This is a genomic window from Endozoicomonas elysicola (genome assembly GCF_000710775.1).
In the GTDB taxonomy this organism is placed as follows: Bacteria; Pseudomonadota; Gammaproteobacteria; order Pseudomonadales; family Endozoicomonadaceae; genus Endozoicomonas; species Endozoicomonas elysicola.
On record NZ_JOJP01000001.1, the window covers coordinates 2,294,884 to 2,321,319 of the forward strand.

Below are 26,436 nucleotides of genomic sequence, written 5' to 3' on the forward strand. Positions count from 1 at the left end.
TTATTTATGGCTGAAAAGATTAAATTTGCTATAAATAACCGTCATGATAATTTTTAAAAAAATCAGGAGCTGATTTGTGGCTAAGAAATCAATGACGATATTATTTCTGTTTCTTGTTTTTTCACAATTATTTGATGAACAGGCAGAGGCGGCGGATTTTTATTCCTATATTCCCTTTTTATACAAAATTCCGGAAGGAAGTGTTGGTGTTTTTAAAAATGGCAATCAATTCTACGATGACATCTATCCGGCTGGTGTATATACAGTCTGGCCATCTGATGAAGGTTTTAATATCAGCATTCTGCCAGAAAAAGTGACGGTCACCGAAATTTCGTGCATTACTGTTGAAAAAATAAAAATAACATTTCCCGCAATGACGGTTCATTACCAGGTTAATGAAGAGAATGTTTTTGAACTGGTTAAAAACCGGGGTTTTGATTTTGTGAAGCCCTTAATAAAAAATCCGTTAAGACAGGGAGTGGCTGATTTATGCTCCACAATGACTGCTGAATCTGTTTATCTGGAACAATTTTCAATTCTACAGCAATACATTTCTGATTATCTGGCTGAGGTGCAGGTAGATAAAGAATCAGGATTACTGGTGATTGATGTGGATATAAACCGGCCTCATGTACCGGATGAAATGCTTGAAAATTTCATTGGACGTAATTTACCCACAGGGTCCTGTGATCAGCCTTATGAAATATTCTACACGCTTGAAGATGAAAAAGAGGCCAGAGAACGACTCTGTGGGGCTGATCAGCAGACGCCAATTGTGGAGGATGATCTGAGCAGAGAGAAGCATGGCTTAATGATGCCTGTTGAACCTTTAACTGTGTCCACAACCAGCATGGAGACTCATCAGGACAATTCTCGCCAGCCAGGTTATGAGCTACCTTCTGAAGAAGGGGAGCATCGGCTGATCATGGACCCATTTATTGATGATGAAGACTCATTCGATGAAGAAGCAGACACGGAAGAAACAAGTCGACACCAGGTTGGGGATGATCTGAAAGGAGGCAAGAAACACGTTGAGTCAGTCTATAGCGCAGGCGTTGAAATAGAAAAATACCCGACTCAACCCATCCAGAGTAATGTGGAATCTTATCAGGATGAGAGAAAAAGAAATCTGCACCAGCAGATGCAACACTCCAAAGGACTTTGGAAGAATAACAACAGTCGGTTATACCTGGGTTGGTAATAATATCATTTCCACCTTCTAGCTATGGCTGGGCAGCCATTTTGAACGGCTGGTCTGCGTTGACGCTTCTCGCCATAGCTAATACTCAAAGGGTATAAAGGCTGTGACTCGTCGCTTCGCCTTGTCCGGCAGCCCAAAATGGCTTGCTCGCTCTCATCCTTAGAAAGCGGGACTTATATAAAATAGAGGAGTCGCTCGCCAAATGATGATTTATGCTGTATAAAAAAACAGTATTTTAACCATTGTGAGCCGGATTGTTTTTGAATGCGGTTATTTATTGCCGAAAAACCCAGCCTTGGGCGAGCCATTGCAGATGTCCTGAAAAAGCCCCTTAAAAAGCAGGAGGGCTATATAGAGTCTGCCTCCGGAGATGTGGTGACCTGGTGTATTGGTCACCTGCTTGAGCAGGAGGAGCCGGATGCCTATGATCCCGCCTATAAGACATGGAAACTGGAACACCTGCCCATCGTTCCGGTGCAATGGAAGCTGAGGCCCAGAAAGGGGGGGCGCTCGCAACTGTCAGTGATTGGTAAACTGCTGAAGCGAGCGGATATTATCGTTAATGCTGGTGACCCTGACCGGGAAGGTCAGCTGCTGGTGGATGAAGTCCTGGACTATCTGAAACTCTCTGCTCAGCGTAAAAAAGAAGTTCGTCGTTTATTGATCAGTGATTTGAACCCTTCAGCCGTTTCACAGGCACTTGGGCGGATGCGGTCCAATCAGGAGTACGTGCCGCTGGCCGTTTCAGCGCTGGCCCGCTCCCGGGCAGACTGGCTTTATGGTATCAACCTGACCCGTGCCTGCACATTACTGGGACGTAAGGTTGGCTTTAATGGTCTGCTATCCATTGGACGGGTTCAAACCCCGATATTGGGTCTCGTAGCCCGCCGTGATGCAGAAATTGAGAATTTTCAGCCGAAACCCTACTTTGAAGTGTTTGCAACGCTTTTGACGGCAAAGGGTGAGCGCTTCAAAGCCAAGTGGATTCCCAGTGAAGCCTGCCAGAACTGGATGGATGAAGACGGGCGAGTTCTGGATCGGCGTCTGGCCAAGAATGTTGTCGACCGGGTTACTGGCAAACAGGGGATGGTGAAGCGTGTTGAAGATAAGCGCGGCAAAGAGACACCACCGCTTCCTTACTCTTTATCCGCACTGCAAATAGATGCCGCCAGGCAGCTACGAATGGATGCCAAGAAAGTGCTCGACAGCTGTCAGCGCCTTTATGAGCAGAAACTGATCACTTACCCCCGTTCCGATTGTCGTTATCTGCCTGAAGAGCATTTCTCTCAAGCTCCTGAAGTGTTGGCAACTATCCGTAGTAATATCTTTTCTCTCAGTAAGGCAGTGGATAGTGCATTACCAGAAAGGAAAACCAGTGCCTGGAACGATAAGAAGGTTGGGGCACACCATGCCATTATTCCTACATCGCTGAGAATGGACCTTGAACGATTGCCGGAATTGGATCGTAAACTGTATGAGTTGATTGCAAGGCAATACGTTGTGCAGTTTTATCCTGATCATACGTTCAGGAAAAGAGTTGTTGATGTTGACATAGAAAAAGGTCTCTTCCGTGCGAGTAGTCGCCAGACGGTTGAAGAAGGGTGGAAGGGCCTGATTACTTCTGGCAAAAGCGATCAGCGTCCAGGTGACGATGAGAGCAATGAAGGGAATGCATTTCTGCCGGAACTGGCAAAGGGCGATGTTCTTGATTGCCCTGAAGCTGAGCTGAAGGAGAAACTGACACAGCCTCCCAAGCCCTTTAATGATGCTACGCTGCTTTCTGCCATGACGGGTATTGCCCGATTTGTTCAGGACAAGAATATTCGAAAAATACTCCGTGAGACCGATGGCCTGGGAACGGAGGCCACCCGGGCCAATATTATCGAACTGCTGTTCAAGCGACAGTTTCTGGAGCGTAAGGGACGTAATATTCATGCGTCGGCAACAGGGCGTGCCCTGATAAATGCCTTGCCGGAAAAAGTGACAACGCCTGATATGACTGCGCGATGGGAGGCATCCCTGAATGATATTGTTGAGCGCAAGGGCAGTTATGGAGCGTTCATGGGAGGGCTTGATCAGGAATTGAGAGCCCTGTTGATGCAAACCAGGACGGACGGCTTGCCATCGGTTGCCGGGTTACCTGCACCTGCTAATCAACCGTTTAAAAGAAAAGGTCGAGGGAAGACAACTGGGGGGCGCCGTAAGAAACGAAGTCCCGCATAAGTACTTGAGATAGTTACCGGATGCTTTCAGGTCTTTTCAATATAGTGATTTTATACCAATCGAACTTCCTAACTACGCTATTGCGCAGGCGATATGGATGTCAGCCCTGCGTTGGAATTCTTCGCAATAGGCCTATTACTCGTCATCCCGCCTTGCTCTGTCGTCCATATCAACATGCTCATTACGGTAGTTAGAAAGCACGATTGGTATTATTTTTGAACCACAAAGACATCAAAACACAAAAGATTTTTATTTGTGCACTGGTGTCTTTTTGGTTAAGGGTAAGGTTTAGAAGAAGAACTTCACAAAAAACTGAGTGGTATATTGGTCGGAATTGCCTCGATAGTTCAAACCAAACCCCCACTCCTTATCCACTTGATACTCTGCCCCGGCAGTGAAAAAGCCGGTGCTATTGCTTTCATCCTGGTCGTCATTTCGGTCATAGTATTGTTGGGTATAGCCGGTATTCAGCCAGAGGCCTCGTTCCAGATGATAACGGGCGCTAACTGAAGCTGTGTAGGCTGTCAGTTTATCCTTTACTTCATCTGCATCCACAGAAAGACCATTTCGAAGTCGACCACTGGTTACCGATGGAATCAGGTGAAATCTCCCGGTAGGTTTTAATATCAGGCTGGCTCCAGCAAAGTAAGAGCTCCCATCTATTTCGACATTTTTGGCAACCTCATCTTTATCAATGCGGCCATAGGAATAGCCAGCATTAAGTATTAAAGGTACAGAAGGGATTTTGTATGCACCATTAACAAACCAGGTGGTTCCATCGATAGTTTGTGCACCTTGGTTCTGATTATTGTAACCAAAGCCAGTGTTGATAAATGTGTAGTTATAGTCATTACCTGCATTGGCGATCGCTGAAATGGTTAGTAGTAAGGACAGTAGCCAGGAGCGGAGGATCATTTATTGAGTCCTTTTGTCTAATAGAAAAATATGTAGTGCATGGATTTAATATGAATGGAAAAAGACCTGTCACTACAGCCTTTCTTTAGTGATTATTATTATTTGAAAAAGTTCCAATGGGTCGGATTGTTTTATGCAATGATAATTAAGTAAGTGTAATTGGTTTTATCATTAAGAAAGCTAGGTTATTAATTATTAGCTTGTGTGCTGTTTCTACGAAGGGGGGCGGAATTAGCACACAAGTTTATTTTTAATCAATAGTGGAGGGCTGTTTCACTCTTCGTATATCACAAGAACCGGACTTATAGTAGTTTACTGAATAGGTTTGTTCTGGCTGATAAATGTTTTCCTTAGTATCAACTGTGCACAAATCATCGCCATTATCATTTATGAATTTTATATATATAGGCATGCAGGCATTATATTCACAAGGGATTCTATCTGTCAGGAAGGACTGTGGTTTGATGGGATCTGATGTTTTAACCAAATGACTGGTTATCTCGACACGATACTCAGCTCTGATCGTTTCATTTGAATGGTTGGCAATATTAAAGACATCATAGTTATGCGCATTATCAGCACCAGCGGTTGCAATCTGATCTACGCCAGCATGCGTCATGAAGCTTGCTACCATCATAGTAAGAAAAACAAACTTCGCTTTTTCGAAAGTACGGTTCATTTTTTACTCCCAGTTTTTAATAAGATTTGATTTTGCATGGAATATGATAAGGAGCGAGTCTGAATATTAGACCATTTTCAGGCTGTTTAATTTTGAGGGGTATTTTTTATAAATTTTATTTTAAATAATAATTGTTTTTATTATTTTTATTTGTGATTTTTGGTTTGCTACGGTAGTGCCGTAGCAATGATTTTTCATTTTTATCTTATAAATAATATTACTTGTATGTAAGGGTTAAGGTTTCTTCTGAGTGTAAGGGGTTGACAATCCTGGCTTCTCTTTTGAAAGCTCCTTGATAATAGTGAGTGCGCGCCTAATATCGGTGTCAGAAGCTTTTTCACTAGTTGTTTCACCCGGTCGGCTTGGAATTCGGTCTCCCCTTGGGAGAGTGAGCTGATATTCCAGACTAGAGATAATGTATTGATCCAGAGACATCATCAAGACCACGGTATAATCTTTTTCAGGCAGCTCCTGCCGCATTTTGATTTCTGGTATCGTACTGTGGTGCTCTTGAGGTATAAGCTCTACAACAGAAATGCCTGTTGGAACTTTCAATACTGGGCGTAAGGCCGCAGCTTCATTTATAAATATACCAAGATGTTCACACAAAAAATCATTATAGGATCTTGAGTTGTATTGGTGAAAAGGTACGTTTCCAATAGAAAAAACGCCACCTCTACCTTCCATATCCGGGAAAGCCAGCCTCAGGGGATTTGAGGGTCTGGTTCTTTGAAAATTGACCAGCTGTTGTGTTATGGCATTATGCGCATCGCAGTAAAAATAACCAGGCGTTATAAGCTCTTTACCATTACGAATTATACCTCGCAACACTATATCGGGGTTCTCTGGATTTCCACTCAGTGTTGATGTCAAAAGCCCTGCATCATTTCTCCAGAGGCTATTTTGTAAAACCGTTTGTATATGAGGCAATCTAGCCACTCCATCAGCAGTGGTATATCGCATTATTACTTCAGGGCTGACGGTGATAGAATAAGTATTCTCCAAAATAAAAGGTATTTGCTGATCACCTTCTGTTTGTTTGAATAGGGTCTCATTGTAATTGGACAGTATATCTATAATTTTTGGATCATTTGAAATTAACTTATAATTAACACCTTCTCCCGTTTCCAGGTTTCCAAATAACAGAAACGCAGTATGCCGAGAACTTGCATCTTCAAACTGTTTCTCAAGTTTATCGGTATCTGATGTTTCACTGTAATTGAAAACGGTTTCTGAAGATTTCTCGAACAATGCTCTTATAGCAAGAGACTGTTTTTCCCTATCCCAGTCTGTGAATTGTTCAGGTGTGGTCTGGAGTGCAACTATATCGTAAGGTAAAGATCCAGATACTTCTGCTCTCATATCTGACTTATAGTTAGTATATGCTTTATCCGGGCTTTGGTGCTCTATTTTTTGAGTAGCGATACTGTCTTTCTGTACTTTACTACTTTCTAATGCAAGCCTGCAGTTAGTTTGTAATGGTTTATCAACTCTGAATGAACCTAGCTTGCTACTATGCATCATTAGTTCGGGTGCAGAGTGACTTTTTCCCTTGCACAGATTAGAGGATGGTTGTGTTGCGTGAGTGAGTCCTGACAGAGTATCCATTGAAATTACACCCTAAATATTTATTATCAGTGGATTATTGGAAATATATATATTGATGTCACTGACATGTTGGATAGTGATTCTTACCTATCTTGTTTATATTCAGAAATTAATATTTATTTTTTAATTAAACTTAGTTTGTTTTCCTATGTCTAAAGGGGTGTTAAAAACACCACTAAGAATCATAGGTGGTGGAAATTTTCTGCTACTTATTGCAAATAAAATAGTTTGGTGTTTTTGTTTCTATGCTTAATAAGATTATCTATAAAAGTAATTTATTAGATTATCAAGGATAGAGTTATGCAAATGAATAAAAAAAATATTTCAGTTTTTCTATGGCTGATATCAGGAATAGCCTTTGCAAGTACTGATCCCCGGTTTCGGGAAGAGTCAGAAGGTGCTAGCGATGCCAGGTTTGCTGTGGAACGGGTGGTTATCCGGGCTTATGAAGAAGTACTGCAGTCAGGAGTTCATTCTGGTGAGCAGCTAGTCAATGCACCAATATCTGGCCAGACTGATAAGCGGGGCCGGCATTTATTGTCTTTTGCTGCCTTTAATCATTTCCCCCGTCTGGCTCAGTGGGGGCTTGATCACGGTGCTGATATTAATCTGGGCGATAAGGATCATGCCAATATGCTGCGGATGTCTCTGGGTAACTTTAACGGAGAGATGGCACGCTTTGCCCTGGAGAGCGGTGCTGACCCTAATATTCAGATGGGCTCTGGCAATGACACCATGTTGAGCGGATTGTTAAAGTGGCAGTGGCCAGTTAATGGATTCGTACTGGCAAAAGAGTTTGGTGCCCGTCCGCGAAGTAAAAAAGAGCGTCAGGAGCTGTTGGCATACTTGAATAGCTTACCTATTACCCAGGAAGAGCCCGCTGGTTTCTGGTCGTGGGTATTTCCTGATCACAGTGATCGCCGGGAAGTGATCGACTATATCAAGGATGCACCGCTACTCAGGGGGGAGTTGCCCTCTGCAGGGGCGGGGCAGCTGATTTCCTCCAGTATGATTGATGTGATGGACAGACATATCCTTGCGGCTATTAATAGCGGTGAGCTGACTGAAATAGAGATGGATGCGTTTCAGGTTAAGGGAAAGGGCTTTGAAGCGTTCCTTACCTTTAATGGGTTTACTCACAGCGTTATCAAACGGCTTGCCACTATGGAGCGGGCAAAAGCGGTAAGAGTGGTGAAATCTCTGGATGTTGAAGGGAATGACCTGCTGGTTGCTGCTATTAAGAGCCTTAATGATGAAGCTGTTGAGGCGATTCTTGCGGTGACGTCGGAAACGGTGAATGCCCTGGTTTCTAACAGTCCTTACCACTACAGCAGCGGTCAGCGTCCATTACATATGGCCATTCAATGGGAAGTACCTTACCGGATATTTGCGTTATTGGTCAGTAATGGTGCTAATCCAGCGCTCACCAATTCCAGGGGCATCTCGGCAATGAAGCTGCTTGAGTATTATCGGGCTGACTGGAGTAAGGAGCCAGGAAAGTATGAGAGGGTGAAAAAACTATTTGATGATTCATCAGGTAGATCCCCTGCACCAAAACCTGGCAAGAAGAGAAAGAGCAGGAAGGGGTAAGGTGTCATAATCATTAAAGGGAGCAGGCCCCCTTTAATGATTAAAGTGCTCACGTTAAATTTCTGCAGCCAGTCTACAGCCCTGATTTATCGCTCGCTTGGCATCAAGTTCAGCAGCCACATCAGCTCCGCCAATCAGGTGAACCGTCTTGCTGCTGATGTTATCGGCAAGCTCTCGCATGGGCTCCTGACCCGCACAGATAACAACGGTATCGACATCAAGGAGTTGCTCCTCTCCAGCGATGGAAAGGTGCAGGCCCTGATCATCAATCTTATGATATTCACAGGCGGGAACCATACGAACACCCCGGTTAGCCAGTGATGAGCGGTGAATCCATCCGGTGGTTTTACCGAGGTTTTTACCAAGTTTGCTTTTTTTTCTCTGTAGCAGAAAGACTTCCTTCGATGGTTTTGGGTGCTCGCTTTCTGTCAGCAGGCCGCCTCGATTTTCCAGTGTCATGTCCACACCCCATTCTTTCATAAAGGTGGGGATATCCAGACTGCTGGATGGGCCTTCCTGGGTAATCAGTTCACAAAGGTCAAAGCCAATACCGCCAGCACCAATCACGGCAACCTTGTTTCCTACGGGCGCACCCTTAAATACGTCCAGGTAACTGAGGACCTTGCTGTGATCGATCCCTTCGATATCCAGTTTTCTTGGGGCAATACCGGTGGCAACAATGACTTCATCAAAGTCACCGTTTTCCAGCTCATCAGCTGATACCCGGTGGTTGAGCTTAAGTTCAACACCGGTTAGCTCGATTTGCCGCTTAAAGTAACGAAGGGTTTCCTCAAACTCTTCCTTACCCGGAACGGTCTTGGCAATATTGAATTGACCACCGATTTTGTCCGCAGCATCAAAGAGGGTGACTTTGTGACCACGGTAGGCTGCTGTGGTGGCAAATGCCATGCCGGCAGGGCCTGCTCCCACCACTGCCAGTTTCTTGGGTTCACTGGTTGGTAGATAATTCAGTTCCGTTTCATGGCATGCCCTGGGGTTTACCAGACAGCTGACGGGTTTCAGATAAAAGACATGGTCAAGGCAGGCCTGGTTACAGCCAATGCAGGTGTTGATTTCATCCGCACGGCCTTCAGCCGCCTTATTAACCCACTCAGCATCTGCCAGCATGGGGCGGGCCATGGAAACCATGTCTGCATCACCACGGGCCAGCACTTCTTCTGCCGTTTCCGGCATATTAATGCGGTTGGAGGTGATCACAGGAATGTTTATTTCGTTACGAATTCTTGCCGTCACCCAGGTAAAAGCAGCTCTTGGAACCATTGTTGCAATGGTAGGCACTCGGGCTTCATGCCAGCCAATACCGGTGTTGATGATGGTGGCACCGGCTTTTTCGATTTCTTTTGCCAGTTGAATGATCTCATCCCAGCTGCTCCCGCCTTCTACCAGATCCAGCATGGACAGGCGGTAAATGATGATGAAATCAGAACCTACCGTTTCGCGGGTCTTTCTCACCATTTCTACTGGTAGGCGAATACGTTTATTGTACTCTCCCCCCCAATCATCTTGCCGCTGGTTAGTGCGGTTAACGATGAACTGGTTGATGAAATAACCTTCAGAACCCATGATTTCCACGCCATCGTAGCCTGCCTCTTTTGCCAGGGCTGCAGAATTCACAAAGTTCTCAATCTGTACATCGATTTCGTCTGATGACAGTTCTTTGGGCTTGAAAGGGTTGATTGGCGCCTGAATAGCGCTGGGGGCAATACTTTTCGGATGGTAGGCATAACGACCGGTATGGAGAATCTGCATACAGATTTTACCACCCGCCTCATGAACCGCGTCTGTGACCACTTGGTGGTGCTTTACATCATCCATGGTTTCCATGGTGGCCGCACCTGGCATCCCCCCGCTCTCCTGGTTAGGTGCAATACCACCAGTCACAATGAGCCCTACACCTCCGGCTGCGCGTTCGGCAAAATAAGCCGCCAGTCGTTCAAAACCGTTGGGCTGCTCTTCCAGGTTGGTGTGCATGGAGCCCATTAGAACCCGGTTTTTCAGCGTGGTGAAACCCAGATCCAGCGGTGCCAGAAGATGTGGGTAGGGAGTGGTCATTTTATAATCCTTCTTGTGATTCGACGCCTCATCTAGACGCTGTCAAGATAAAATGCTATTTTGACACTGTCAAGATAATTTGCATTGACTCTGGACTTCACCATCTTGTAGCAAATAGCAGACGGGCATTAAACGACTTATGACTGCCAGAAAACCCTATCATCATGGCAACCTACACCAGAAGCTGCTTGAAGAGGCAACCCGGATGATTGGGGAGCAGGGGGTGGATGGTATTTCCATGCGAAGCCTGGCTGAGCGGGTAGGGGTGTCGAGGACCGCGGCCTATCATCATTTTAAAGATAAGAATGCGTTACTCTGTGCCATTGCTGAACAGGGTTTTCAGACATGGCAGGCTCATTTTGCGCAACTGATGCGTGAGCAGTCTGGTGATATGAACCGCTGGTTGAAGGCATTTGTCCGGTCTTATCTCGATCTTTCCTGGAAGCACCCAGAAGAGTATGACCTGATGTTTGGTCGGCCTGTCTGGAAAAATGGAGAGCCCACAGAAAGCCTTAAAGCGGCTTCTTTTGCCTGTTTTCAGGATTATGTTGATCTTATTCGCAGTTGGCAGGAGAAGGGCAAATTATCAAAAGATATCGACTGCCTACGTCTTGCCCAGGTGAGTTGGAGCATGCTGCACGGTATGAGTCGCTTATTAAATGATGGGATCTATCTGGATAGAAACTCCATCGATGCGATGTCGGACAGTGCAGTGGAGATGATTCTGGCAGCAGCAACCGTGTGAAGGGACATTCCCATGAAATTCCATGGGAATGCGTAGCCTGTTAATTATTCTGCTGAAGTCACAGTGATTTCAGTGCTTAACGACTGTTTTTCACCCGGCATTAACAGTGAGCCTGATGCCAGATCCTTTGCGTATTGGGTCGCTTCAACGCAGACCATGGTTTCGTACCCATCATCACTCATATCCCCCATGCTTCTGCTCAGGTCTTTCCATGGATTCCAGATAACCGCTGAGTTATGCCCCCGGTTAAGAACATTAATAGTTCGCTGATTGCCCTGATCATGAATCGATATGGTTTCCTCCGGCGTCGTATAAATCCGGTCGATGGACTGATTAATGATCAACGCTTCTGTTGTTTCACAAGGCAGGTCATTTTTCAGACTGTCGATATAGGAAGTACCGGCGCCAGTAATCCAGGTTTCGGTGGCTTCTGCAATAGCAAAGTAAGTGTGCAGTGCTCCACTCCACTGCCAAGGTGTCTCGCCGGTGTTGATCATTTCCAGATTTATTCGCAGAGTCTCTCCCAGGGTAAAGGTCAGAACTGCACTGAAATCATGGGGCCAGACCACTCGGGTCTGTTTGGAGGCACTGAGTTTAAGACGAATGGTAACCGCCTGCTCATTTTCCTCGTGATCCAGCAACTGCCAGTTGCTGGTTCGGGCAAAACCATGGGAGGGTGAACCGACCTGTCCAAACCATGGCCAGCAGACGGGTACGCCTCCCCGTATTGCCTTCTCTTCTGAGAAAATGGCTTTATTGCTAAGCCAGATTACGTCTTGTTCACCGGTTGGTTTGAATTGAAACAGGTGGCCGCCGTGAAGGGATATGGCCGCTTCACACTTAGGGCTTTGAACTTTTAGAATGGCCAGACCATTCATATTGTATCTGGCAATGGAAGGGCTCAGTGTTTCTTCAAAAATCATGTCATTGATCAGCATCGGGGGAAACCATAATAACTGTCGAACTTTCAGGAGTGGGAAATGTGGGTTAAACCACAGAGATCACAAGGATCACGAAGAAAAAGAAAAGCTCTTCTTTGTGCCCTTTGTGCTCTCTGTGGTTTAAAGAAAATTAAGTGCGGCTGAATGCTAAGACTTTGTGCTCCATAAACCGAATCAGCAAAGTCAGAACGCCAGTCATGGCCAGATAGATCAAACCTGCCATGGTGAACACGGTTAATGTGTCGTAAGTTTGTGCGTTCAGTCTGGCAGCATAGCCCATCAGATCCATCAGTGTGATGGTACTGGCCAGGGATGAGCCTTTCATGACCAGAATGATCTCGTTGCCATAGGCCGGCAGTGCACGGCGAGCCGCATGGGGCAGGATTACTTTCAGAAGTGCCTGCTTATGAGTCATGCCCAGTGCCATGCAGGCTTCCCAGTCGCTCCTGGGTACAGCATCAATGGCGCCCTTAAACAGCAGGGTGGAGTATGCCGCCGAGTTTAGCGCCAGGGCCAGCATGGCGCAGAACCAGGGCTGGCTTAACAGCGGCCAGATAACACTGTCTTTGATAAGGTCAAACTGGGCTGGACCGTAATAAATCAGAAAGATCTGGATCAGCAATGGCGTGCCGGTAAACAGCAGTATTTGAAGTTTGACCAGCCAGGTCAGTGCTTTCACCTTCAGGGAAAGTACAATCGTAAACAGAATGGCCAGAACCAGTCCGGTAAGCAGACTGACAAGGGTAAGTTCCAGCGTGGTTCCCAAGCCTTTCAGTAACTCAGGCAGATATTCCATATTCATGCTGTGGCCTCGCTGGATGTCACTGCCGATTCGGTAGGCGTTTCCATTTTACTCTGGCTGGAAGTCAGGTGGCGGTTTGAGCGTGACTTCATTCGTTCAAGGATATTCTGGCTGATCAGGGTGATGGCCAGATAAATCAAAGCGGCAATGCCATACCAGGTAAAAGGCTCGTAAGTGCTGGCGGCCGTCATTTTTGCTTGTAATAAAAGGTCATGAACGCCAATCAAGGCGACCAGAGCCGTATCTTTGAGCAGTACCAACCATTGATTACCAAGGCCGGGCAGTGCATGTCTCCAGGTCTGTGGCAGTGTGATCCGGAAAAAACAGCGGACTTTGCTAATACCCAAAGCACTGGCGGCTTCAGCCTGTCCCCTGGGGATCGCCATAAAAGCGCCCCGAAGCGTCTGGGATGCATAGGCTGAATAAATTAACGACAGTGCAATGGTGCCTGCCAGAAATGGACTGACTTCAACAAACTCACCAGTTAGCAGGAAGATGGCATGGGTTGAACCAAAATAGACGAAAAAGATCACCAGTATTTCAGGCAGGCCACGCAAAACAGCAACAATGGTACTGGTGGTGAGCGCAAGCGGCTTAAAGCGGCTCAGCTCGGCAAGAGAGAAGGCGATGGCCATTAACAGGCCCATTGCCAGCGATGACAGGGCCAGCCCCAGGGTCATCACGGTCGCTTCAGCGAAGAGCGCGGTCAGGCCCACAGTTACCTCACTATCGGATCATGCATTCCCACGCAGGACCAGCAGGACCTGAAAACGTGGGAATAGGGGTTAACGGGATAAATTAGTTGGCAGCAGAGTTGAAATACTTGGTGTGAAGTTGCTGATATACACCGCTCGCTTTTACCTGAGCCAGTGCTGCATTCAGCTTTTCTACCAGAGGGTCACCCTTGCGGGCGGCAATGCCCATGCCGATACCAAAATAATTGGCATCCTTGACCTCTTCGCCCACAGTCTCGTACTGACCTTCACTCTGTTGAGCAAGCCATTCACGGGCTACGGCGGTATCAGCAAACACGGCATCCACCCGGCCGTTGGTCATATCCAGCAACGCATTCTGGTAACTGTCGTATGGACGGGTTTTGACGCCTTGAGCTTCCAGCTTATCGATCAGATAGGCTTGGTGAGTACTGCCATTTTGAACGCCCACCGTTTTGCCTTTCAGATCTTTCTGGCCAGTCAATGCGCTTTTGTTGGCAGCAACAAAGATGGCTGAGTTTTCATAATAGGGCTGGGTGAAGGACACTTGTTCCATTCTTTTCGGGGTGATATCCATACCGGAGATAACCGCATCAAAGCGACGGAATTTAAGGCCGGGAATCAGACTGTCAAAAGGCTGGTTATTGAACTCACAGGTGGCATCCAGTTCTGCACAGATGGCGTTGGCCAGTTCAACATCGAAGCCGGTCAGTTCGTTCTTCTCATTGATGAATTCAAACGGGGGATAGGTCGCTTCCATACCAAAACGGATTGACTCCTGGGCCTGAGCCATACCGGAGATAACCGCACTGTACAGTGCGACAGCAGTGACTATTTTTTTCATGAGGCTTCCTTACTTACAGCTTGTTCTTGAAAGCAGTTTTTATCGGTTGATTTGGTGTTTGAGTCGGTATTTAATGTTGAAGATAACGTTCAAATGCTTTGGTCTGAGGCGCAGTAAATCGTTCGGCCGTTCCTTCCTCGACAATTTCCCCGTTTTCCAGATAGACTACGCGGCTTGCGATTTTTCGGGCAAAGTCGACTTCATGGGTGACCACGACCATGGTGATGCCGGAGGCCTGCAGTTCGTTGATGATCTCCACGACCTGGTTGGTAATGGCCGGATCCAGTGCTGCGGTGGGTTCATCGAACAGCAACACTTCGGGTGACAGCATCAGTGCCCGGGCAATGGCTACCCGCTGTTGCTGGCCACCTGAGAGAGAAGATGGCCAGGCATTGGCTTTATCGGTCAGTCCCATACGCGCCAGCAATTCCATGGCTTTGGTCCTGGCTTCTGGCTTGAGCATGCCCTGCTGAACGGGAGCTTCAATCAGATTTTCAAGCACCGTCATATGGGGCCATAAGTGGTACTGCTGGAAAACCATGCCGACTTTACGTCTTAACTGGCAGGCTTCTGCTGAAGATGGTTGTTTCTGGCCTGTACGCTGATTTTTGTGAAAAGTGAATGCCATATCAGCTATGTTGAGAGTGCCCTGGTCAGGACTCTCCAGAAGGTTAAGCATGCGTAAAAGCGTGCTCTTACCCGCACCACTGGAACCCAGTAATACCGTTGTTTCACCTTTACTGATGCTGAAGCTGATATCCTTCAGTACCTGGTGGTCACCAAAGGATTTGCTTAGGCTCTGTACTGCGATGCCCATTGCCTGAATCTTCTTTTTGCCTGAGAGATTTATGACTGAATTGTCCGCTATGAGTATGGATAAAATCAAGAAAAAAATGAATAAGTATTCACTTTGGTGCGGTCGGTCTTTATGATTGATGATCATCTGAAAGGTTATATGACAACTATGACTAGCCCAAAACAGGATGCGCTGGTTCGTTCTTTCCGCCAGCTTCTTAAAGAAGAACGCTGCGGCTCACAAAGTCAGATTGTTGCTCTTTTGCAGGAGCAGGGGTTTGATAATATCAGCCAGTCCAAGGTGTCCCGTATGCTGAGCCGTTTTGGTGCGGTCAGGGCTCGGAACGCGCTGAATGAACTGGTCTACTGCCTGCCTCCCGAACTGGGCAAAATGGATTCCAGTATTGCCGTAAAAGATCTGGTGGAAGAGATTGATCACAATGAATCGATGATTGTGATCAAAACCAGCCCTGGTGCTGCCCAGATGATTGCCAGATTGCTGGATTCCATTGGTGTTAAAGGTGGGATTATGGGGTGTGTGGCTGGGGATGACACCATTCTTGTGGTGCCCACCAGTGTTCAGGAGATAGAAGAGATCACTCTAAGTATTTCTGAGATGTTTAACTGAAAACGATGCGTTGTTAGCCTTTACAGTGAACCAATGAACGTTATGGGTTCCAGAGTTTTTTTGGTTCACTTGTAAACTGTTGTGCGTTGTCTTATCAGTATTAGTAAATATGACCCAGGTCTTTAAAATATTCTTTGACTTGATATTGTTGTTTATATATCTGAACGCATACTGCCACTCACACATAAAAAACGGTTTGCCAGTCATTGTTGGTGATAACCGCTGTCTTATTTCCCGCAACCAACCGTCATTTTTCCCGCTTTCTGTATCCTGTGTTTGGGCTGGATCATTGTTTTCCTACTATATTGGTTCGTTACGATTTCGCTAACAGTATCAACGCAGAAAGAACACTACAGGTAACGATGCAGTTATGACTTCTCAGTCCTCCCGGTTTGTAGGTTCCATTCCTGAGCATTACGATAGCGGACTCGGTCCTCATATTTTTATCGACTATGCTGCGGATATAGCTAGGAGGGTAACGGATTACAAGCCTTCATCCGTACTGGAGCTGGCGGCAGGGACTGGCATTGTCACCCGGAAACTGCGTAACCTATTGCCTGTAGACACGACACTACTTGCTACAGATCTGAACCCACCAATGCTGGAGCAAGCTAAGAAGAAATTCGCTGAAGACGAAAACATTCGCTTTGAGGTTGTGGATGCCTGCAGCTTACCTTATGAGTCTCCTTTGTTTGATGTTGTTGTCTGCCAGTTTGGTGTGATGTTTTTTCCGGATAAGCTCAAGTCTTATAGCGAAGTGCTTCGCGTGCTGAAGCCCGGCGGGCATTACCTTTTCAATGTTTGGGACTGCTGGGCAGCTAATCCTTTTGCTGAAATAGTTTACGAGACAATAGCCGCGGTGTTTCCTGACGACCCACCGGGGTTTTATCGCGTGCCCTTTGGCTACCACGATATAGAAGCAATCAATGCTTCTCTTCAGGAAGCTGGTTTCACAAATATTACTGCGAAAACCCTCCCTCTCAGGTCCAGAATTTTATCGGCGGAATTATTGGCTCGAGGTATTGTGTTTGGCAGCCCTCTTTACGAAGAAATCGTTAATCGCAATGGAGATCTGATAGCCATTCATTCTCGAGTACAGAAAGTATTGGAGTCAACGTTTGGGAGTGATATGCCTATTCAGGCCATTGTTTTCGACGCTGAATACACTCTTTAGGAGAGTAACCACTGATTGTTAGCAGTTCTAACGGCTTTGTTAGTTTTCCTGACAAAAGTGAACATTTGTTCGTAGTGGTAATCAATATAAGCCATTACTCATAATCAATTAATGGCTAACTGTATGGATTCGTCTCTTCCTTTAATCGCTGCTCCTCAACTTTACCCTGATATACAAATGTTTGAATTATGCTCAATTACACCATATGGTCCTGTTAATTCGATAGTTTTTGGATGCAAGCGATGTTATCTCACCTTTCCTGATTTTAATGCTTGCAATAACCATATCAGTCGCACCCGAAAGGAAAAAAATCAGTATGTATGTGTATTTGATCGTTGTGTTGAACGCTTTGCTTCTCGGACGAACCTTGGCTTTCATTACCAGAGAACTAAACATGATCAAATGGCTCAGCATAGCTTTGACGATGATGGTGCGATGGATTTATCGGTAAGAAATCAGAGGGAGTGTGACGATAAACACGAGCTTGATGTTAACCCGGGGTCACATGATTCTGGCTTTCCTTCAAGTTTGCCTTCTTTGTGTAGTGAGATTAAAAGCGAGCCGGCATCACCAGGTGCTTATGGTGAATCTGGCTATGAAAATCAGAATGAACCCACTTTTTGTCAGAATCAGCCCCAGCCTTCTTCGTCCAGCAAGCTTTGCTTATTACCCGGTACTTCGCCAATAGTCCCTGAATCGAACTGTTTTAGGGCTACAGCTACTCAACATCAACAAGCTTTCTCATCTGACGTTTCTGAGAGAGTAGTTGATTCGGGTCAAAATGGATCTCGTGTCGAGAGCTCTCTTTTAGCTCATCCTGTTAGCGTTCAGTCATTTGAACATGAGGCGCTTATAGAAAGAGAGGTTAAGCATACTGAGGAGCTGTCTATCTCCACTGTTAAAGAGAGTGCTTTAGAGTTTTCTGCAACTGCGAATGGTGATTGGGAGCAAGTGGAGGCTAAGCAGCATAGTGATGTCTGTCATCAAGTGGGGAAGAGTGAGGTAGTCCAGTCTGGTGTTGATGGCAGTCGAAGCCTTCGGGGTTCAGGAACTGAGACTGGATCACATTCATCAGTTGAAAGCTCTCCGGATCGCACTGCTAATCAGTGTATGGTCACCAGTTTATTATCTACGCTAAAGAAAGCATCGGAAAAACTGGTCAGTTCGGAAACCTATAAAAGCGACAGAGCACGCTTGTTAGAGAGCAGATTGAGGCTGGAAGTTGCCAATGCCGAGTGGGAGCCTATTAAGAATCCGGTTGATAATGGTGTTATGAGGCCTAATACTTCGGTTGGAAATACAGGTTTTGTGGTGTCAGATAATAAAAATAAGAGTTCTTCCAAGCGTTCTCATAACCAAGTGGACACTAATAATGAGCTAGCTTCTCATAAAGTACCAAAAGTAGTTCTAACGCGGCTATCAAAAGATGAAATTGCCAAATACACAGCCCCTGATGTAAAGACAGAGGTATCTTATCCGGGATTAACCGATGGTGAAGTCAGCTACTGTCTTTCCGCGCATGTAGAGCTGGAAAAGCTGCCTTCGTGGCAAGTAACAAGAAAAATGAGAGGTGAAGACTAGCCTTATGGTGCTTCATGTTTGGTCCTCGTGGGGTTACAGCTCTTTTTGATTGATAGCTGGCAATAAATCGCCAGCTTTTTTATTTGTATCTTCTTCTGAAATCAACTTGTTTTACTCAGGACTATTTTCATAGGGGAGGTATGCCAGTGTTACGGATTGCGTCTCTACTAACTGTACTGTCTATATGTCAGAGCAGCTTTGCCTCTGTGCTGTCTGAGGAGCAGCTAACGTTCTATCGTGAGAATGGCTACCTGATTCAGCAAGGCTTTTTTCAAGGAGAAGAGCTGGACGATCTGGAGCATCATATTCAGATAGCTCTGGACAGTGTGGCTGAGCTTCCATGTTCGGGTAATCAATCAGAAGAGAAACTGTATCTAGGTGGAACACTCTATGTTTTGGGGGCTGTTGGACAGGGCTCACTGCCGATAATTAAACGAATTGTCTGGGCTGGCGCAAAGTTCCCTGAATTACTGGCTTATGGCAGGCACCCTCAGCTAAGAAAAAATGTAGCCCAGATTCTGGATAGCTCAAGAGCGACTCACCTGATCAATCAAATTCATCCCAAGCAACCTGGAGATGGTGTTGAGTACGATATCCACCGGGATATTGATAATCGGCGGAACTTTGATAAGCGCTGGTTGGATATAAAAGGCAATGGCAGTTTTGTTCAAACCATGCTGGCTATTGACCTAATGGGAGAAGAGAATGGCGGGCTTTATGTGATTCCCCATTCTCACCATAACTGCTCGCCAGTGAAAGGTAATCAGCTACTTGGTGAGGAATATCGGCAGGAAAAGCATGGTCAGAAAATGGCTGTGATTATGGAGCCGGGAGATATGCTTTATGTTCATCCCTGCCTGGTTCATTTCAGTGGCCCTAATACATCGGATAAGCCAAGAAGGCTCTTTATTAATGGTTATGCCTACCCAGGGGCCAATCATGAACCTTATCCGGGTGACGGTAGTGCAGAAGTCATTTCTTTAATTGACTGAGTTAGGTTCTGTTGACATAAGGTTCCTTTCTCAGCTTAAGCCATCACTGCTCGTTTCAAGTTTTTTATTACGGCCTCTGAACTTGTGCCATAGGATGAATCGGCGTGCTTACTGAAATACTGCTGGGTGCAAAAAAAATCTGATTCTCTCGGGGTGGTCTTCCAGGCCACGAAGAGTAAAGTAAAGGGAGGCCTGCAGTGATTTTTGATATCAACCACTCATAGTTGTAGTTAAGTTTGCCTTGTATCTGTGCATGAGGATTTTGCAAGCACCTTAATATTTCTGGCGTTACCCTTTCTGGTGGAATTTTAAAGCGGATAAAAAGGTATTGACCTCCTCTTAGTTGAATACAAGCATCTCCGAATATGGGTTTTTGGGAAGAAGGCGTTTGATGTAAGTAAACTACCTTGGCATTTAACGATTTGTTGTAAAGAGAATGAATGGTGTCATAAACATATTTCTGTTGGCTGGTAAGGTCTAATTTTGTAACTAGATTCACATTGTTATCAGACTTCTTAATGACTCGTGCACAGACTTTATCAATCTGAAGTGGATTCTTCAGGTCACGCTGCAGGCGTTCATTAAGAAAGTTTTCTGCAGGCATTGATCGAACATACTGCTTCATTTTATCGTCATTAAAGTCCAGCTTGCCTCTAATAATGTATTCATCTCGAATGGTTTTGAAGTGCATTCCTCTTTGTCTTAATGCACATTGAAATACTACCTGTATACAGTACGGGGTTGCTTCTGGGCAGAAGCTCGCAAACCCACTGTCAAAGCTTTTACTGATGTACTCTAACTGTGCAGTGATCTCTTCTCCTTTAAGTTTTTCCAAAAGGCTGATTATTGCTGTATGACTTGGCTGTTCATAAGCACCAGTTGTTGTGGTTTCAGCTGAGGCTGAGACTACTGCAGAGTTTTGTGAGTCCACTTCACTGATAGTTAACTGATCCATGATGCCTGGTAAGGCACTGCTTCTGGCAGAAAGGTTGTCTTCTGGGTTAGTGCGAATATATTCTGTTGTATGCTGAGTCGGAAGGATGGACGCTCTTTGCAAGGTTCCAGGCTTAGAGCAGGTCTTTTCTCTTTCTGGTGGCGAGGCGCGCCATTCATCTACGTTTTTAAATATATCTTTGACTTCTGTACATAGAGGAGGGGTGCATTCCATTTCATATCCTTGCCATCGTGGGCGAGGATAATGGTTTTGCGGTACCTCGGGCAGGGACATATTGCCTGAATGGACTCTGATTGATGCTTTTGCTGGATCCATAGTGCTGAATTTTACCTTGTGGAATTTTGTTTCGTTATTGTCATCAGCAATAGAGAGAATAATTGGCAAAAATGGTTCCCAAGCTTGGGACTCTTAAGTTGATGATTGAATTTACTGTTTAGATCTATTTGCAAGTACAACGGCATAGTATGCAATGTACGCTTGGGTTTTTTAGTTATAAAGGCAGTCAGTGGCTAAGCAGGACCTGTACAAGAGCCTGCAATTTGGCTGATAGCTACCTTGCCTATTAATGGGATTTTCCTGTTATTATTGACGCTTTTTTCAAGGCATCAATAAGCATGAAGCAGGCGACACTGGTGTTTGATACAGCGGCTAATACGGTGTCTACTCCAAATGTTATGGTCACGTTGCAGGGAAACTGGACGGTTGATGGTACACTGCCTGCTCTGGATCAACTCTCTGTGCTGCAGGAAGACGACCAGTTAAGGACGGTTATTTTTGTTGCGGGTGATGATTTTTCCTGGGACTCAAGACTTCTTGCCTGGTTGATGGCCTGTCAGCGAATGTTCGAGTCTTCCCGTTGTCAGTTTGATCTGAGTGGATTGCCTGAAGATGTGGATGACCTGTTCAGGCTTGCCAATACCGTGCCCCCCAATAAGGCGCTGCCTGAAAAGCATACATCACTTGTTCAGAGCCTGATCAACCGGGTTGCCCGGCTGGGTGATGAGGCAATGGAATTGCTGGCTTTCACCGGAGAGCTGGCACTTACCCTGTTCCGCTGGTTTTCCCGAAAAGGGTCTGCACGCTGGTCAGATATCCTCAGCTTTTGCCATCAGTCTGGCCCTTCTGCGTTACCCATTATTACCCTGCAAAGTGTGTTGATCGGGATGATTCTAGCCTACCTGGGAATGGTTCAGCTTCGGCAGTTTGGTGCAGAGGTGTATGTTTCCAACCTGGTGGGTGTGGGGATGGTTCGGGAAATGGGGGCCCTGATGACTGCGGTCATCATGTCGGGCCGAACCGGTGCCGCCTATGCGGCCCAACTGGGTACCATGCAGGTCAATGAGGAAATTGATGCACTGACGACGCTGGGTATTAAGCCCATGGATTACCTGGTATTACCAAGGACATTGGCGTTGATTATGACGATTCCAATGCTTTGTCTGTACAGCAATATTCTGGGGATGTTTGGTGGAGGACTGGTAGCCACCAGCATGGATGTCACCTGGACGATGTATCTGTATCAGCTACGGGATGCCATCACCTTTGGTGATATTATGACCGGCATTTTTAAAAGCTTTGTATTTGCGGTGTTGATTGCCATGGCAGGCTGCCGTGCCGGACTGGACTGTGGTCGTTCATCAGCAGCGGTTGGCCAGGCAACCACTAATGCGGTAGTGACTGCCATTATTTATCTGGTGGTTGCGGATGCCGGTTTGAACATTCTCTTTTATCACCTGGGAATCTGAGCATGAGTCAGTTAAGGCCGGAGCGTCAGGACGTGGTGATTGAGGCCCGTGGGTTGACCATGAAGTATGGGAGCAACCTGATTCAGTCCAATCTGCACTTTCAAATCTGCAAAGGTGACGTGTTTGTTATTATGGGTGGTAGTGGTTGCGGTAAAAGTACGCTACTAAAGCATATGATCGGACTTTACCAGCCAGCAGATGGTGAAATTTTGTTTGGAGGGCAAAGCTATTTTACGGCATCGCAGGAGCAGCAACAGGATATGCGCAGGCGATGGGGAGTGACTTATCAGGGCGGAGCCCTGTTCAGTGATAAAACACTGGCAGAAAATGTTGCTCTGCCGCTGGAGCAGTACACGACACTGACCAATCAAGATATCCGTGATATGGTGCATTATAAGCTGGCCCTGGTAGGGTTAGCCGGTTTTGAAGAATTTTACCCTTCTCAAATCAGTGGCGGCATGTGCAAGCGGGCCGGGCTGGCCAGAGCCATTGCCCTCGATCCGGATATTTTGTTTTTTGATGAACCCTCGGCGGGGCTGGATCCACTCAGTGCCCGACGGCTGGATGATCTGATTCTTCAGTTAAGAGATTCAACCGGTGCTACGGTGGTGATTGTGACCCACGAACTGGCCAGTATTTTCGCTATTGGCAGTAATGGGATTTACCTCGATGCCAATACCAAAACACAGCTGGATACCGGTTCTCCCCAAACTATGCTTAATCACAGTAAGCATCAACTGGTCAGAGAGTTTCTTTCCAGAGGTGAGTATGGAGATGAATGAACGTATGGAACGACTCTTCATAAGAATGAAAGTCAAAGAGGCTCGCTTTTGTGAGAGTGGTGTATGAATAGAAAATCTTTGTCGGTTTCCGTGGGTCTTTTTGTCATTCTGATCATTACCATGACGATTGCCCTCGTATTGTTTTTGAATGCAGATGGCTTTTCCCGGAAAGATGTCCAGCGCTATCAGATCCTTTTTGACAGCTCTATAAAAGGCCTGAATATTGGTGCTCCAGTCACGCTTCGTGGGGTTAAGGTTGGCGAAGTGGTCAGTATCAAAACCAAGCTCTATCACAACCACCAGAAGGTGCTGAATGTCGTCACGGTGGATATGTACCCGGATGCCATCAGTGAACAGGGCAAAAGCAGCGATCATGATGTGCTCGGGCAGCTGATGAAGCAGGGGCTCAGTGCACAGATTGGTTTGCAGAGTGTGTTGACCGGACTGCTTTATATCGAGGTAGATTTTTTTGACAACCAGCCGGATATGCAGCCGGTGGAAACTCAGTACCCGCAGATTCCCACCGTGCCGAATAATCTGGATGAGTTTATTGAAAAATTCGAGAGCATTAATCTGGCGGAAATGGCCAGCCGTTTAACAGAGGTTCTCGATAACCTGGCTACTTTGACAGGGGGAGGTCGGCTGAACAAGCTGATTGATGATGTGGACAGTGCGTTTGTCAGTATGGAAGCCATGTCTAATGAGATGAGTGCGAGTATGGCGGGCATTCGTAAGGAGTTTGCTTCCATGTCCAGTGATGCTGGAGAGGTGACCCATTTACTGAAAACGGAACTGCCTGAGGCTACGCAACAACTGAATACAACCATGTTGCAACTTCAGGAAACCATGTCCGCGGCAGAGGAAACCCTGGCTCCTGACTCTCCATTGATGTATCAGCTGATGGAGAGTTCGAAAGACATCAGTCGTGCATCCAGAGCGGTAGATGACCTGGCCGATATGCTACAGCGTCAACCCGATGCCATTATTTTTGGCAGAAAAGCAGGAGAATCCCGGTGAGCCGCTACCTTCGTATATTAAATATTGCTGTGCACCAGAGAGCAGTTGCTTCAAAGGCTTTCTATTTTACCCTGCTGCTCAGCCTGATGACTGGCTGTTCAGTTAAAAACCCAACCTATCACGATTATACGCTGGTAGCGGCAACTGTCTCACAAGAGAGCAGAGTCCCTTCAGTATTACCCGATACCCTGGGGGTTTTTCCTGTCAATGTTGTGGGGTGGCTGGACAAGAAAAATATCACATGGAGCGATGGTGGCGTGCGCTTACAGACGGCTGTGAACGATCACTGGGGAGAGCCGTTGCCAGAGCTTCTGACACAAGCCATGGTGCAAAATATACGTCGTCAGGTTCGCTCCAGTAGCTGGGTAAGCTCAGGCCCATGGGTTCGTGATAAACGCCCGGAGGTGGTCGCGTTTATTGATGTTCAGTCGATAGTAGTGGTGAATCGCCAGTTGCAGATGAACGTGGCTTGGTCTCTGGAAGGACAGGATCGGAAGGTTATTACCCAACGTGAAAAGGTCTATGCTCTGTTACTGGAGAGTGGTGACTCTACACAGGCTTACGTTCGTACATTAAGTCAGGTCTGGGGCTTGGTTGCAAACGATATGATCCAAGGGTTCAGGCTTCAAAAACAAGAACATAATTGAGGAATATACAATTAGGGTACTGTCGGAGAATAGAGCTTTTGGGCAGTTTCCTAACCTGATCTGTGGAAATCGCGGAAGTTACGCTTTCTACAGCCTCTGAAATGATTGTTGTTAATGTTCTCAATTAGTACGAAATCTTCAAGTGCATTTAAATCAAGATTTTTCAGCTGATGGTCAGTAGTGGGTAGATAGAAACCACGAGCATTGGCAGCGTTCAGGATGGTACCGGTGTGATTGACTGTAATGACTGGTTTTTTAAGGGCCCTGGCGACCAGTGGGGTGATGACCGTATACATCCAGACACCATTACGGCTAATTGCGTCCAGACCTGTGATGCCGCTGTGATCGACTCTTTCCGTTAGATAGGAATAAAGGTCTTCTTCTGCCACTGGATCCCGCCAGCTTTCATATTCATTGAGGCTTAAATAGCGATTCGTCTCGTATTCATGGAGCCATTGTCTTGCCTCTTCATGAATACGTTGACGAAAGGTGTGAGCATTCCAGCCCGGACATTGCGCAGTAGCAGCATGAAAAAAACAATTGCCATCGCCTGGAACATCGACAACCTCGTACCCTTGGTCGTAGACAATTTTGGGTGTGCTTTCAGTTTGGCCAGCAGCTATTTCACTTGATATATCGATATTATGGGGCGATGTAGAAGTGTTACTGTTTTGTGAAAAGGCAGCGATGGCGCAGACTGTAGAAACCACGGTAATGGTTCCAAAGACTGCTGCTGTGGTGAAGAGTCCTGCAAAGATCGCGCTCAGGGCGAAAGCAGCGGACACGATGGCGGCAGCCGTTGAGAGTAAACGGACAGCCCAGCGTTTCCAGCTTACCTGTGGTTGCTCTGTCTGGGGAATATCACCGGATTGATCCACAGAACCGCAGGAGGAAGTTATTGGTAACGTCTGTATCAAAGGATCCTCACCTAAGCATCATATTATTGCCAATTTCCCCCTCGCATTCATCTGAGCTTCTGGTTCAATAATAAGTCAGTAAAGCCCGGGTTTTCAGCCGCTGCTTCCCAGAAGGCGTTTTGCCGCTCCGATCACGGTGTTAATCGCGTTGGGCTCCACGCTGGCCAGCTTTTCTGTATCCGGCGTTTCATTGCAGGTTCGGTTAACAATGACTCCGGCCACGCAACCGGCTTGAAGCCCCATGGTTGCACACATAGTCAGGAGTGTGGCGGATTCCATTTCGTAGTTGAGTACACCCATCGACTGCCACTCTTCCATTGAACCCTGTAGCTCTTTTCTAACCCGCTGGGTGAAGGTGTCATATCGTTCCTGCCCAGGGTAGAAGGTATCACTGGAGGCGGTAATACCTGTCCAGTAGTTAAGCCCACTTCCCTCTGCTGTATCTACCAGTGCCCGTGTGCATTGGAAATCGGCGACGGCAGGATAGCTGAGAGGAGCAAAATGACGACTGGCACCATCCAGACGAACGGATCCAGTGGTAATAATAACATCACCCACATTGATATGGGGCTGGATTGCACCGGTGGTTCCAACTCTCAGAAAAGTACGGATGCCCAATTGTGCCAGTTCTTCCACTGCAATAGATGTAGAAGGCCCACCGATGCCGGTTGAGCATACTACGACAGACTTTCCCTCCAGCTCCCCCCGCCAGGTGGTGAATTCCCTGAGGCTGGCCAGCTTTTTCGGATTATCCATCAGTTCAGCAATGCGCTCGACCCGTTCAGGGTCACCGGGGACAATGGCCAGCCTGGCCCCATTCAGAGCCTCACGGGTAAGCCCGAGATGAAAAACTTCGCTGCTACTCATAT

24 protein-coding genes are annotated in these 26,436 nt (G+C 46.5%); 12 read left to right on the forward strand and 12 right to left on the reverse strand.

The window, feature by feature from the left end; translation table 11 throughout:
• The first annotated feature begins 76 nt into the window (after positions 1-76).
• Both GV64_RS09845 and GV64_RS09850 read left to right on the forward strand, forming a co-directional pair.
• Positions 77-1,201, forward strand: coding sequence for an SPFH domain-containing protein (locus tag GV64_RS09845; protein ID WP_152553994.1), 1,125 nt, complete (start codon positions 77-79; stop codon positions 1,199-1,201).
• 264 nt (positions 1,202-1,465) lie between these two features.
• A complete protein-coding gene (locus GV64_RS09850; protein ID WP_020585005.1) occupies positions 1,466-3,424 on the forward strand; it encodes a DNA topoisomerase III in 1,959 nt (652 codons plus the stop codon).
• A 288-nt stretch (positions 3,425-3,712) separates the two neighbouring features.
• On the opposite strand, the gene GV64_RS09855 is transcribed toward GV64_RS09850, so the two are convergent.
• From GV64_RS09855 to GV64_RS09865, 3 genes are all read right to left on the reverse strand, one after another.
• Positions 3,713-4,339 (reverse strand): hypothetical protein, encoded by a 627-nt coding sequence (locus tag GV64_RS09855; protein ID WP_020585004.1) that lies wholly within the window; start codon positions 4,337-4,339, stop codon positions 3,713-3,715.
• 250 nt (positions 4,340-4,589) lie between these two features.
• Positions 4,590-5,018, reverse strand: coding sequence for a hypothetical protein (locus GV64_RS09860; RefSeq protein ID WP_020585003.1), 429 nt, complete (start codon positions 5,016-5,018; stop codon positions 4,590-4,592).
• A 234-nt stretch (positions 5,019-5,252) separates the two neighbouring features.
• On the reverse strand, positions 5,253-6,626 hold the full coding sequence (locus tag GV64_RS09865) for a hypothetical protein (RefSeq protein WP_152553995.1): 1,374 nt from the start codon (positions 6,624-6,626) through the stop codon (positions 5,253-5,255).
• 300 nt (positions 6,627-6,926) lie between these two features.
• Between GV64_RS09865 and GV64_RS09870 the strand changes: the two genes are divergently transcribed.
• Positions 6,927-8,216, forward strand: coding sequence for an ankyrin repeat domain-containing protein (locus tag GV64_RS09870; protein WP_020585001.1), 1,290 nt, complete (start codon positions 6,927-6,929; stop codon positions 8,214-8,216).
• A gap of 54 nt (positions 8,217-8,270) precedes the next feature.
• Here GV64_RS09870 and GV64_RS09875 read toward each other — a convergent pair whose 3' ends face one another.
• Positions 8,271-10,289 (reverse strand): NADPH-dependent 2,4-dienoyl-CoA reductase, encoded by a 2,019-nt coding sequence (locus tag GV64_RS09875; RefSeq protein WP_020585000.1) that lies wholly within the window; start codon positions 10,287-10,289, stop codon positions 8,271-8,273.
• A 139-nt stretch (positions 10,290-10,428) separates the two neighbouring features.
• On the opposite strand from GV64_RS09875, the gene GV64_RS09880 reads away from it, so the two are divergent.
• A complete protein-coding gene (locus GV64_RS09880) occupies positions 10,429-11,034 on the forward strand; it encodes a TetR/AcrR family transcriptional regulator (protein ID WP_020584999.1) in 606 nt (201 codons plus the stop codon).
• Between the two features lie 44 nt (positions 11,035-11,078).
• Here the strand turns inward: GV64_RS09880 and GV64_RS09885 are convergent, their stop codons facing one another.
• From GV64_RS09885 to GV64_RS09905, 5 genes are all read right to left on the reverse strand, one after another.
• Positions 11,079-11,972, reverse strand: coding sequence for a D-hexose-6-phosphate mutarotase (locus tag GV64_RS09885; protein WP_020584998.1), 894 nt, complete (start codon positions 11,970-11,972; stop codon positions 11,079-11,081).
• A gap of 133 nt (positions 11,973-12,105) precedes the next feature.
• A complete protein-coding gene (gene artM / locus GV64_RS09890; RefSeq protein ID WP_020584997.1) occupies positions 12,106-12,777 on the reverse strand; it encodes an arginine ABC transporter permease ArtM in 672 nt (223 codons plus the stop codon).
• On the reverse strand, positions 12,774-13,493 hold the full coding sequence (artQ, locus tag GV64_RS09895; protein ID WP_201772477.1) for an arginine ABC transporter permease ArtQ: 720 nt from the start codon (positions 13,491-13,493) through the stop codon (positions 12,774-12,776). Before artQ ends, artM begins: the two co-directional genes overlap by 4 nt.
• Before the next feature lie 82 nt (positions 13,494-13,575).
• Positions 13,576-14,334, reverse strand: coding sequence for a lysine/arginine/ornithine ABC transporter substrate-binding protein (locus tag GV64_RS09900; RefSeq protein WP_034844176.1), 759 nt, complete (start codon positions 14,332-14,334; stop codon positions 13,576-13,578).
• A gap of 70 nt (positions 14,335-14,404) precedes the next feature.
• Complete coding sequence (locus GV64_RS09905; protein WP_020584994.1) at positions 14,405-15,151, reverse strand: ATP-binding cassette domain-containing protein; 747 nt, start codon at positions 15,149-15,151, stop codon at positions 14,405-14,407.
• 138 nt (positions 15,152-15,289) lie between these two features.
• Between GV64_RS09905 and argR the strand changes: the two genes are divergently transcribed.
• From argR to GV64_RS09925, 4 genes are all read left to right on the forward strand, one after another.
• Positions 15,290-15,757, forward strand: a complete 468-nt coding sequence (gene argR, locus GV64_RS09910) for a transcriptional regulator ArgR (protein ID WP_236632933.1) — start codon at positions 15,290-15,292, stop codon at positions 15,755-15,757.
• A 370-nt stretch (positions 15,758-16,127) separates the two neighbouring features.
• On the forward strand, positions 16,128-16,931 hold the full coding sequence (locus tag GV64_RS09915) for a class I SAM-dependent methyltransferase (protein WP_020584992.1): 804 nt from the start codon (positions 16,128-16,130) through the stop codon (positions 16,929-16,931).
• 123 nt (positions 16,932-17,054) lie between these two features.
• Positions 17,055-18,512 carry a hypothetical protein gene (locus GV64_RS09920; RefSeq protein WP_034844178.1) on the forward strand — a complete coding sequence of 486 codons (1,458 nt, stop codon included), beginning with the start codon at positions 17,055-17,057 and terminating at the stop codon, positions 18,510-18,512.
• A 146-nt stretch (positions 18,513-18,658) separates the two neighbouring features.
• Positions 18,659-19,504 (forward strand): phytanoyl-CoA dioxygenase family protein, encoded by an 846-nt coding sequence (locus tag GV64_RS09925; protein ID WP_157237123.1) that lies wholly within the window; start codon positions 18,659-18,661, stop codon positions 19,502-19,504.
• Positions 19,505-19,571: 67 nt separating this feature from the next.
• Here GV64_RS09925 and GV64_RS09930 read toward each other — a convergent pair whose 3' ends face one another.
• Positions 19,572-20,843, reverse strand: a complete 1,272-nt coding sequence (locus GV64_RS09930) for a hypothetical protein (protein ID WP_152553997.1) — start codon at positions 20,841-20,843, stop codon at positions 19,572-19,574.
• Positions 20,844-21,073: 230 nt separating this feature from the next.
• Here GV64_RS09930 and GV64_RS09935 point away from each other — a divergent pair, with 230 nt between their 5' ends.
• The 4 genes from GV64_RS09935 (at position 21,074) to GV64_RS09950 (ending at position 24,650) form a co-directional block, all read left to right on the forward strand.
• A complete protein-coding gene (locus tag GV64_RS09935; protein WP_020584988.1) occupies positions 21,074-22,204 on the forward strand; it encodes an ABC transporter permease in 1,131 nt (376 codons plus the stop codon).
• A gap of 2 nt (positions 22,205-22,206) precedes the next feature.
• A complete protein-coding gene (locus GV64_RS09940) occupies positions 22,207-22,986 on the forward strand; it encodes an ABC transporter ATP-binding protein (RefSeq protein ID WP_020584987.1) in 780 nt (259 codons plus the stop codon).
• Positions 22,987-23,049: 63 nt separating this feature from the next.
• Entirely contained in the window at positions 23,050-24,003 is a 954-nt protein-coding gene (locus tag GV64_RS09945; RefSeq protein WP_020584986.1) for an MlaD family protein, read from the forward strand.
• The gene (locus tag GV64_RS09950; protein ID WP_020584985.1) at positions 24,000-24,650 is read left to right on the forward strand and encodes a PqiC family protein; all 651 of its coding nucleotides are present in this window, start codon (positions 24,000-24,002) and stop codon (positions 24,648-24,650) included. Before GV64_RS09945 ends, GV64_RS09950 begins: the two co-directional genes overlap by 4 nt.
• Positions 24,651-24,700: 50 nt before the next feature.
• Here the strand turns inward: GV64_RS09950 and GV64_RS09955 are convergent, their stop codons facing one another.
• On the reverse strand, positions 24,701-25,567 hold the full coding sequence (locus GV64_RS09955; protein WP_152553998.1) for an OTU domain-containing protein: 867 nt from the start codon (positions 25,565-25,567) through the stop codon (positions 24,701-24,703).
• A 93-nt stretch (positions 25,568-25,660) separates the two neighbouring features.
• On the reverse strand, positions 25,661-26,434 hold the full coding sequence (gene udp, locus GV64_RS09960) for a uridine phosphorylase (RefSeq protein WP_020584983.1): 774 nt from the start codon (positions 26,432-26,434) through the stop codon (positions 25,661-25,663).
• Between the last annotated feature and the right edge of the window lie 2 nt (positions 26,435-26,436).

Bases quoted from the DNA above. Each gene is read 5' to 3' on its own strand.
- GV64_RS09850 (WP_020585005.1), top strand. From the start codon at position 1,466: ATGCGGTTATTTATTGCCGAAAAACCCAGCCTTGGGCGAGCCATTGCA.
- GV64_RS09855 (WP_020585004.1), bottom strand. From the start codon at position 4,339: ATGATCCTCCGCTCCTGGCTACTGTCCTTACTACTAACCATTTCAGCG.
- GV64_RS09860 (WP_020585003.1), bottom strand. From the start codon at position 5,018: ATGAACCGTACTTTCGAAAAAGCGAAGTTTGTTTTTCTTACTATGATG.
- GV64_RS09865 (WP_152553995.1), bottom strand. From the start codon at position 6,626: ATGGATACTCTGTCAGGACTCACTCACGCAACACAACCATCCTCTAAT.
- GV64_RS09870 (WP_020585001.1), top strand. From the start codon at position 6,927: ATGCAAATGAATAAAAAAAATATTTCAGTTTTTCTATGGCTGATATCA.
- GV64_RS09875 (WP_020585000.1), bottom strand. From the start codon at position 10,289: ATGACCACTCCCTACCCACATCTTCTGGCACCGCTGGATCTGGGTTTC.
- GV64_RS09880 (WP_020584999.1), top strand. From the start codon at position 10,429: ATGACTGCCAGAAAACCCTATCATCATGGCAACCTACACCAGAAGCTG.
- GV64_RS09885 (WP_020584998.1), bottom strand. From the start codon at position 11,972: ATGCTGATCAATGACATGATTTTTGAAGAAACACTGAGCCCTTCCATT.
- artM (WP_020584997.1), bottom strand. From the start codon at position 12,777: ATGAATATGGAATATCTGCCTGAGTTACTGAAAGGCTTGGGAACCACG.
- GV64_RS09900 (WP_034844176.1), bottom strand. From the start codon at position 14,334: ATGAAAAAAATAGTCACTGCTGTCGCACTGTACAGTGCGGTTATCTCC.
- GV64_RS09905 (WP_020584994.1), bottom strand. From the start codon at position 15,151: ATGGGCATCGCAGTACAGAGCCTAAGCAAATCCTTTGGTGACCACCAG.
- argR (WP_236632933.1), top strand. From the start codon at position 15,290: ATGACAACTATGACTAGCCCAAAACAGGATGCGCTGGTTCGTTCTTTC.
- GV64_RS09915 (WP_020584992.1), top strand. From the start codon at position 16,128: ATGACTTCTCAGTCCTCCCGGTTTGTAGGTTCCATTCCTGAGCATTAC.
- GV64_RS09920 (WP_034844178.1), top strand. From the start codon at position 17,055: ATGGATTCGTCTCTTCCTTTAATCGCTGCTCCTCAACTTTACCCTGAT.
- GV64_RS09935 (WP_020584988.1), top strand. From the start codon at position 21,074: ATGAAGCAGGCGACACTGGTGTTTGATACAGCGGCTAATACGGTGTCT.
- GV64_RS09940 (WP_020584987.1), top strand. From the start codon at position 22,207: ATGAGTCAGTTAAGGCCGGAGCGTCAGGACGTGGTGATTGAGGCCCGT.
- GV64_RS09945 (WP_020584986.1), top strand. From the start codon at position 23,050: ATGAATAGAAAATCTTTGTCGGTTTCCGTGGGTCTTTTTGTCATTCTG.
- udp (WP_020584983.1), bottom strand. From the start codon at position 26,434: ATGAGTAGCAGCGAAGTTTTTCATCTCGGGCTTACCCGTGAGGCTCTG.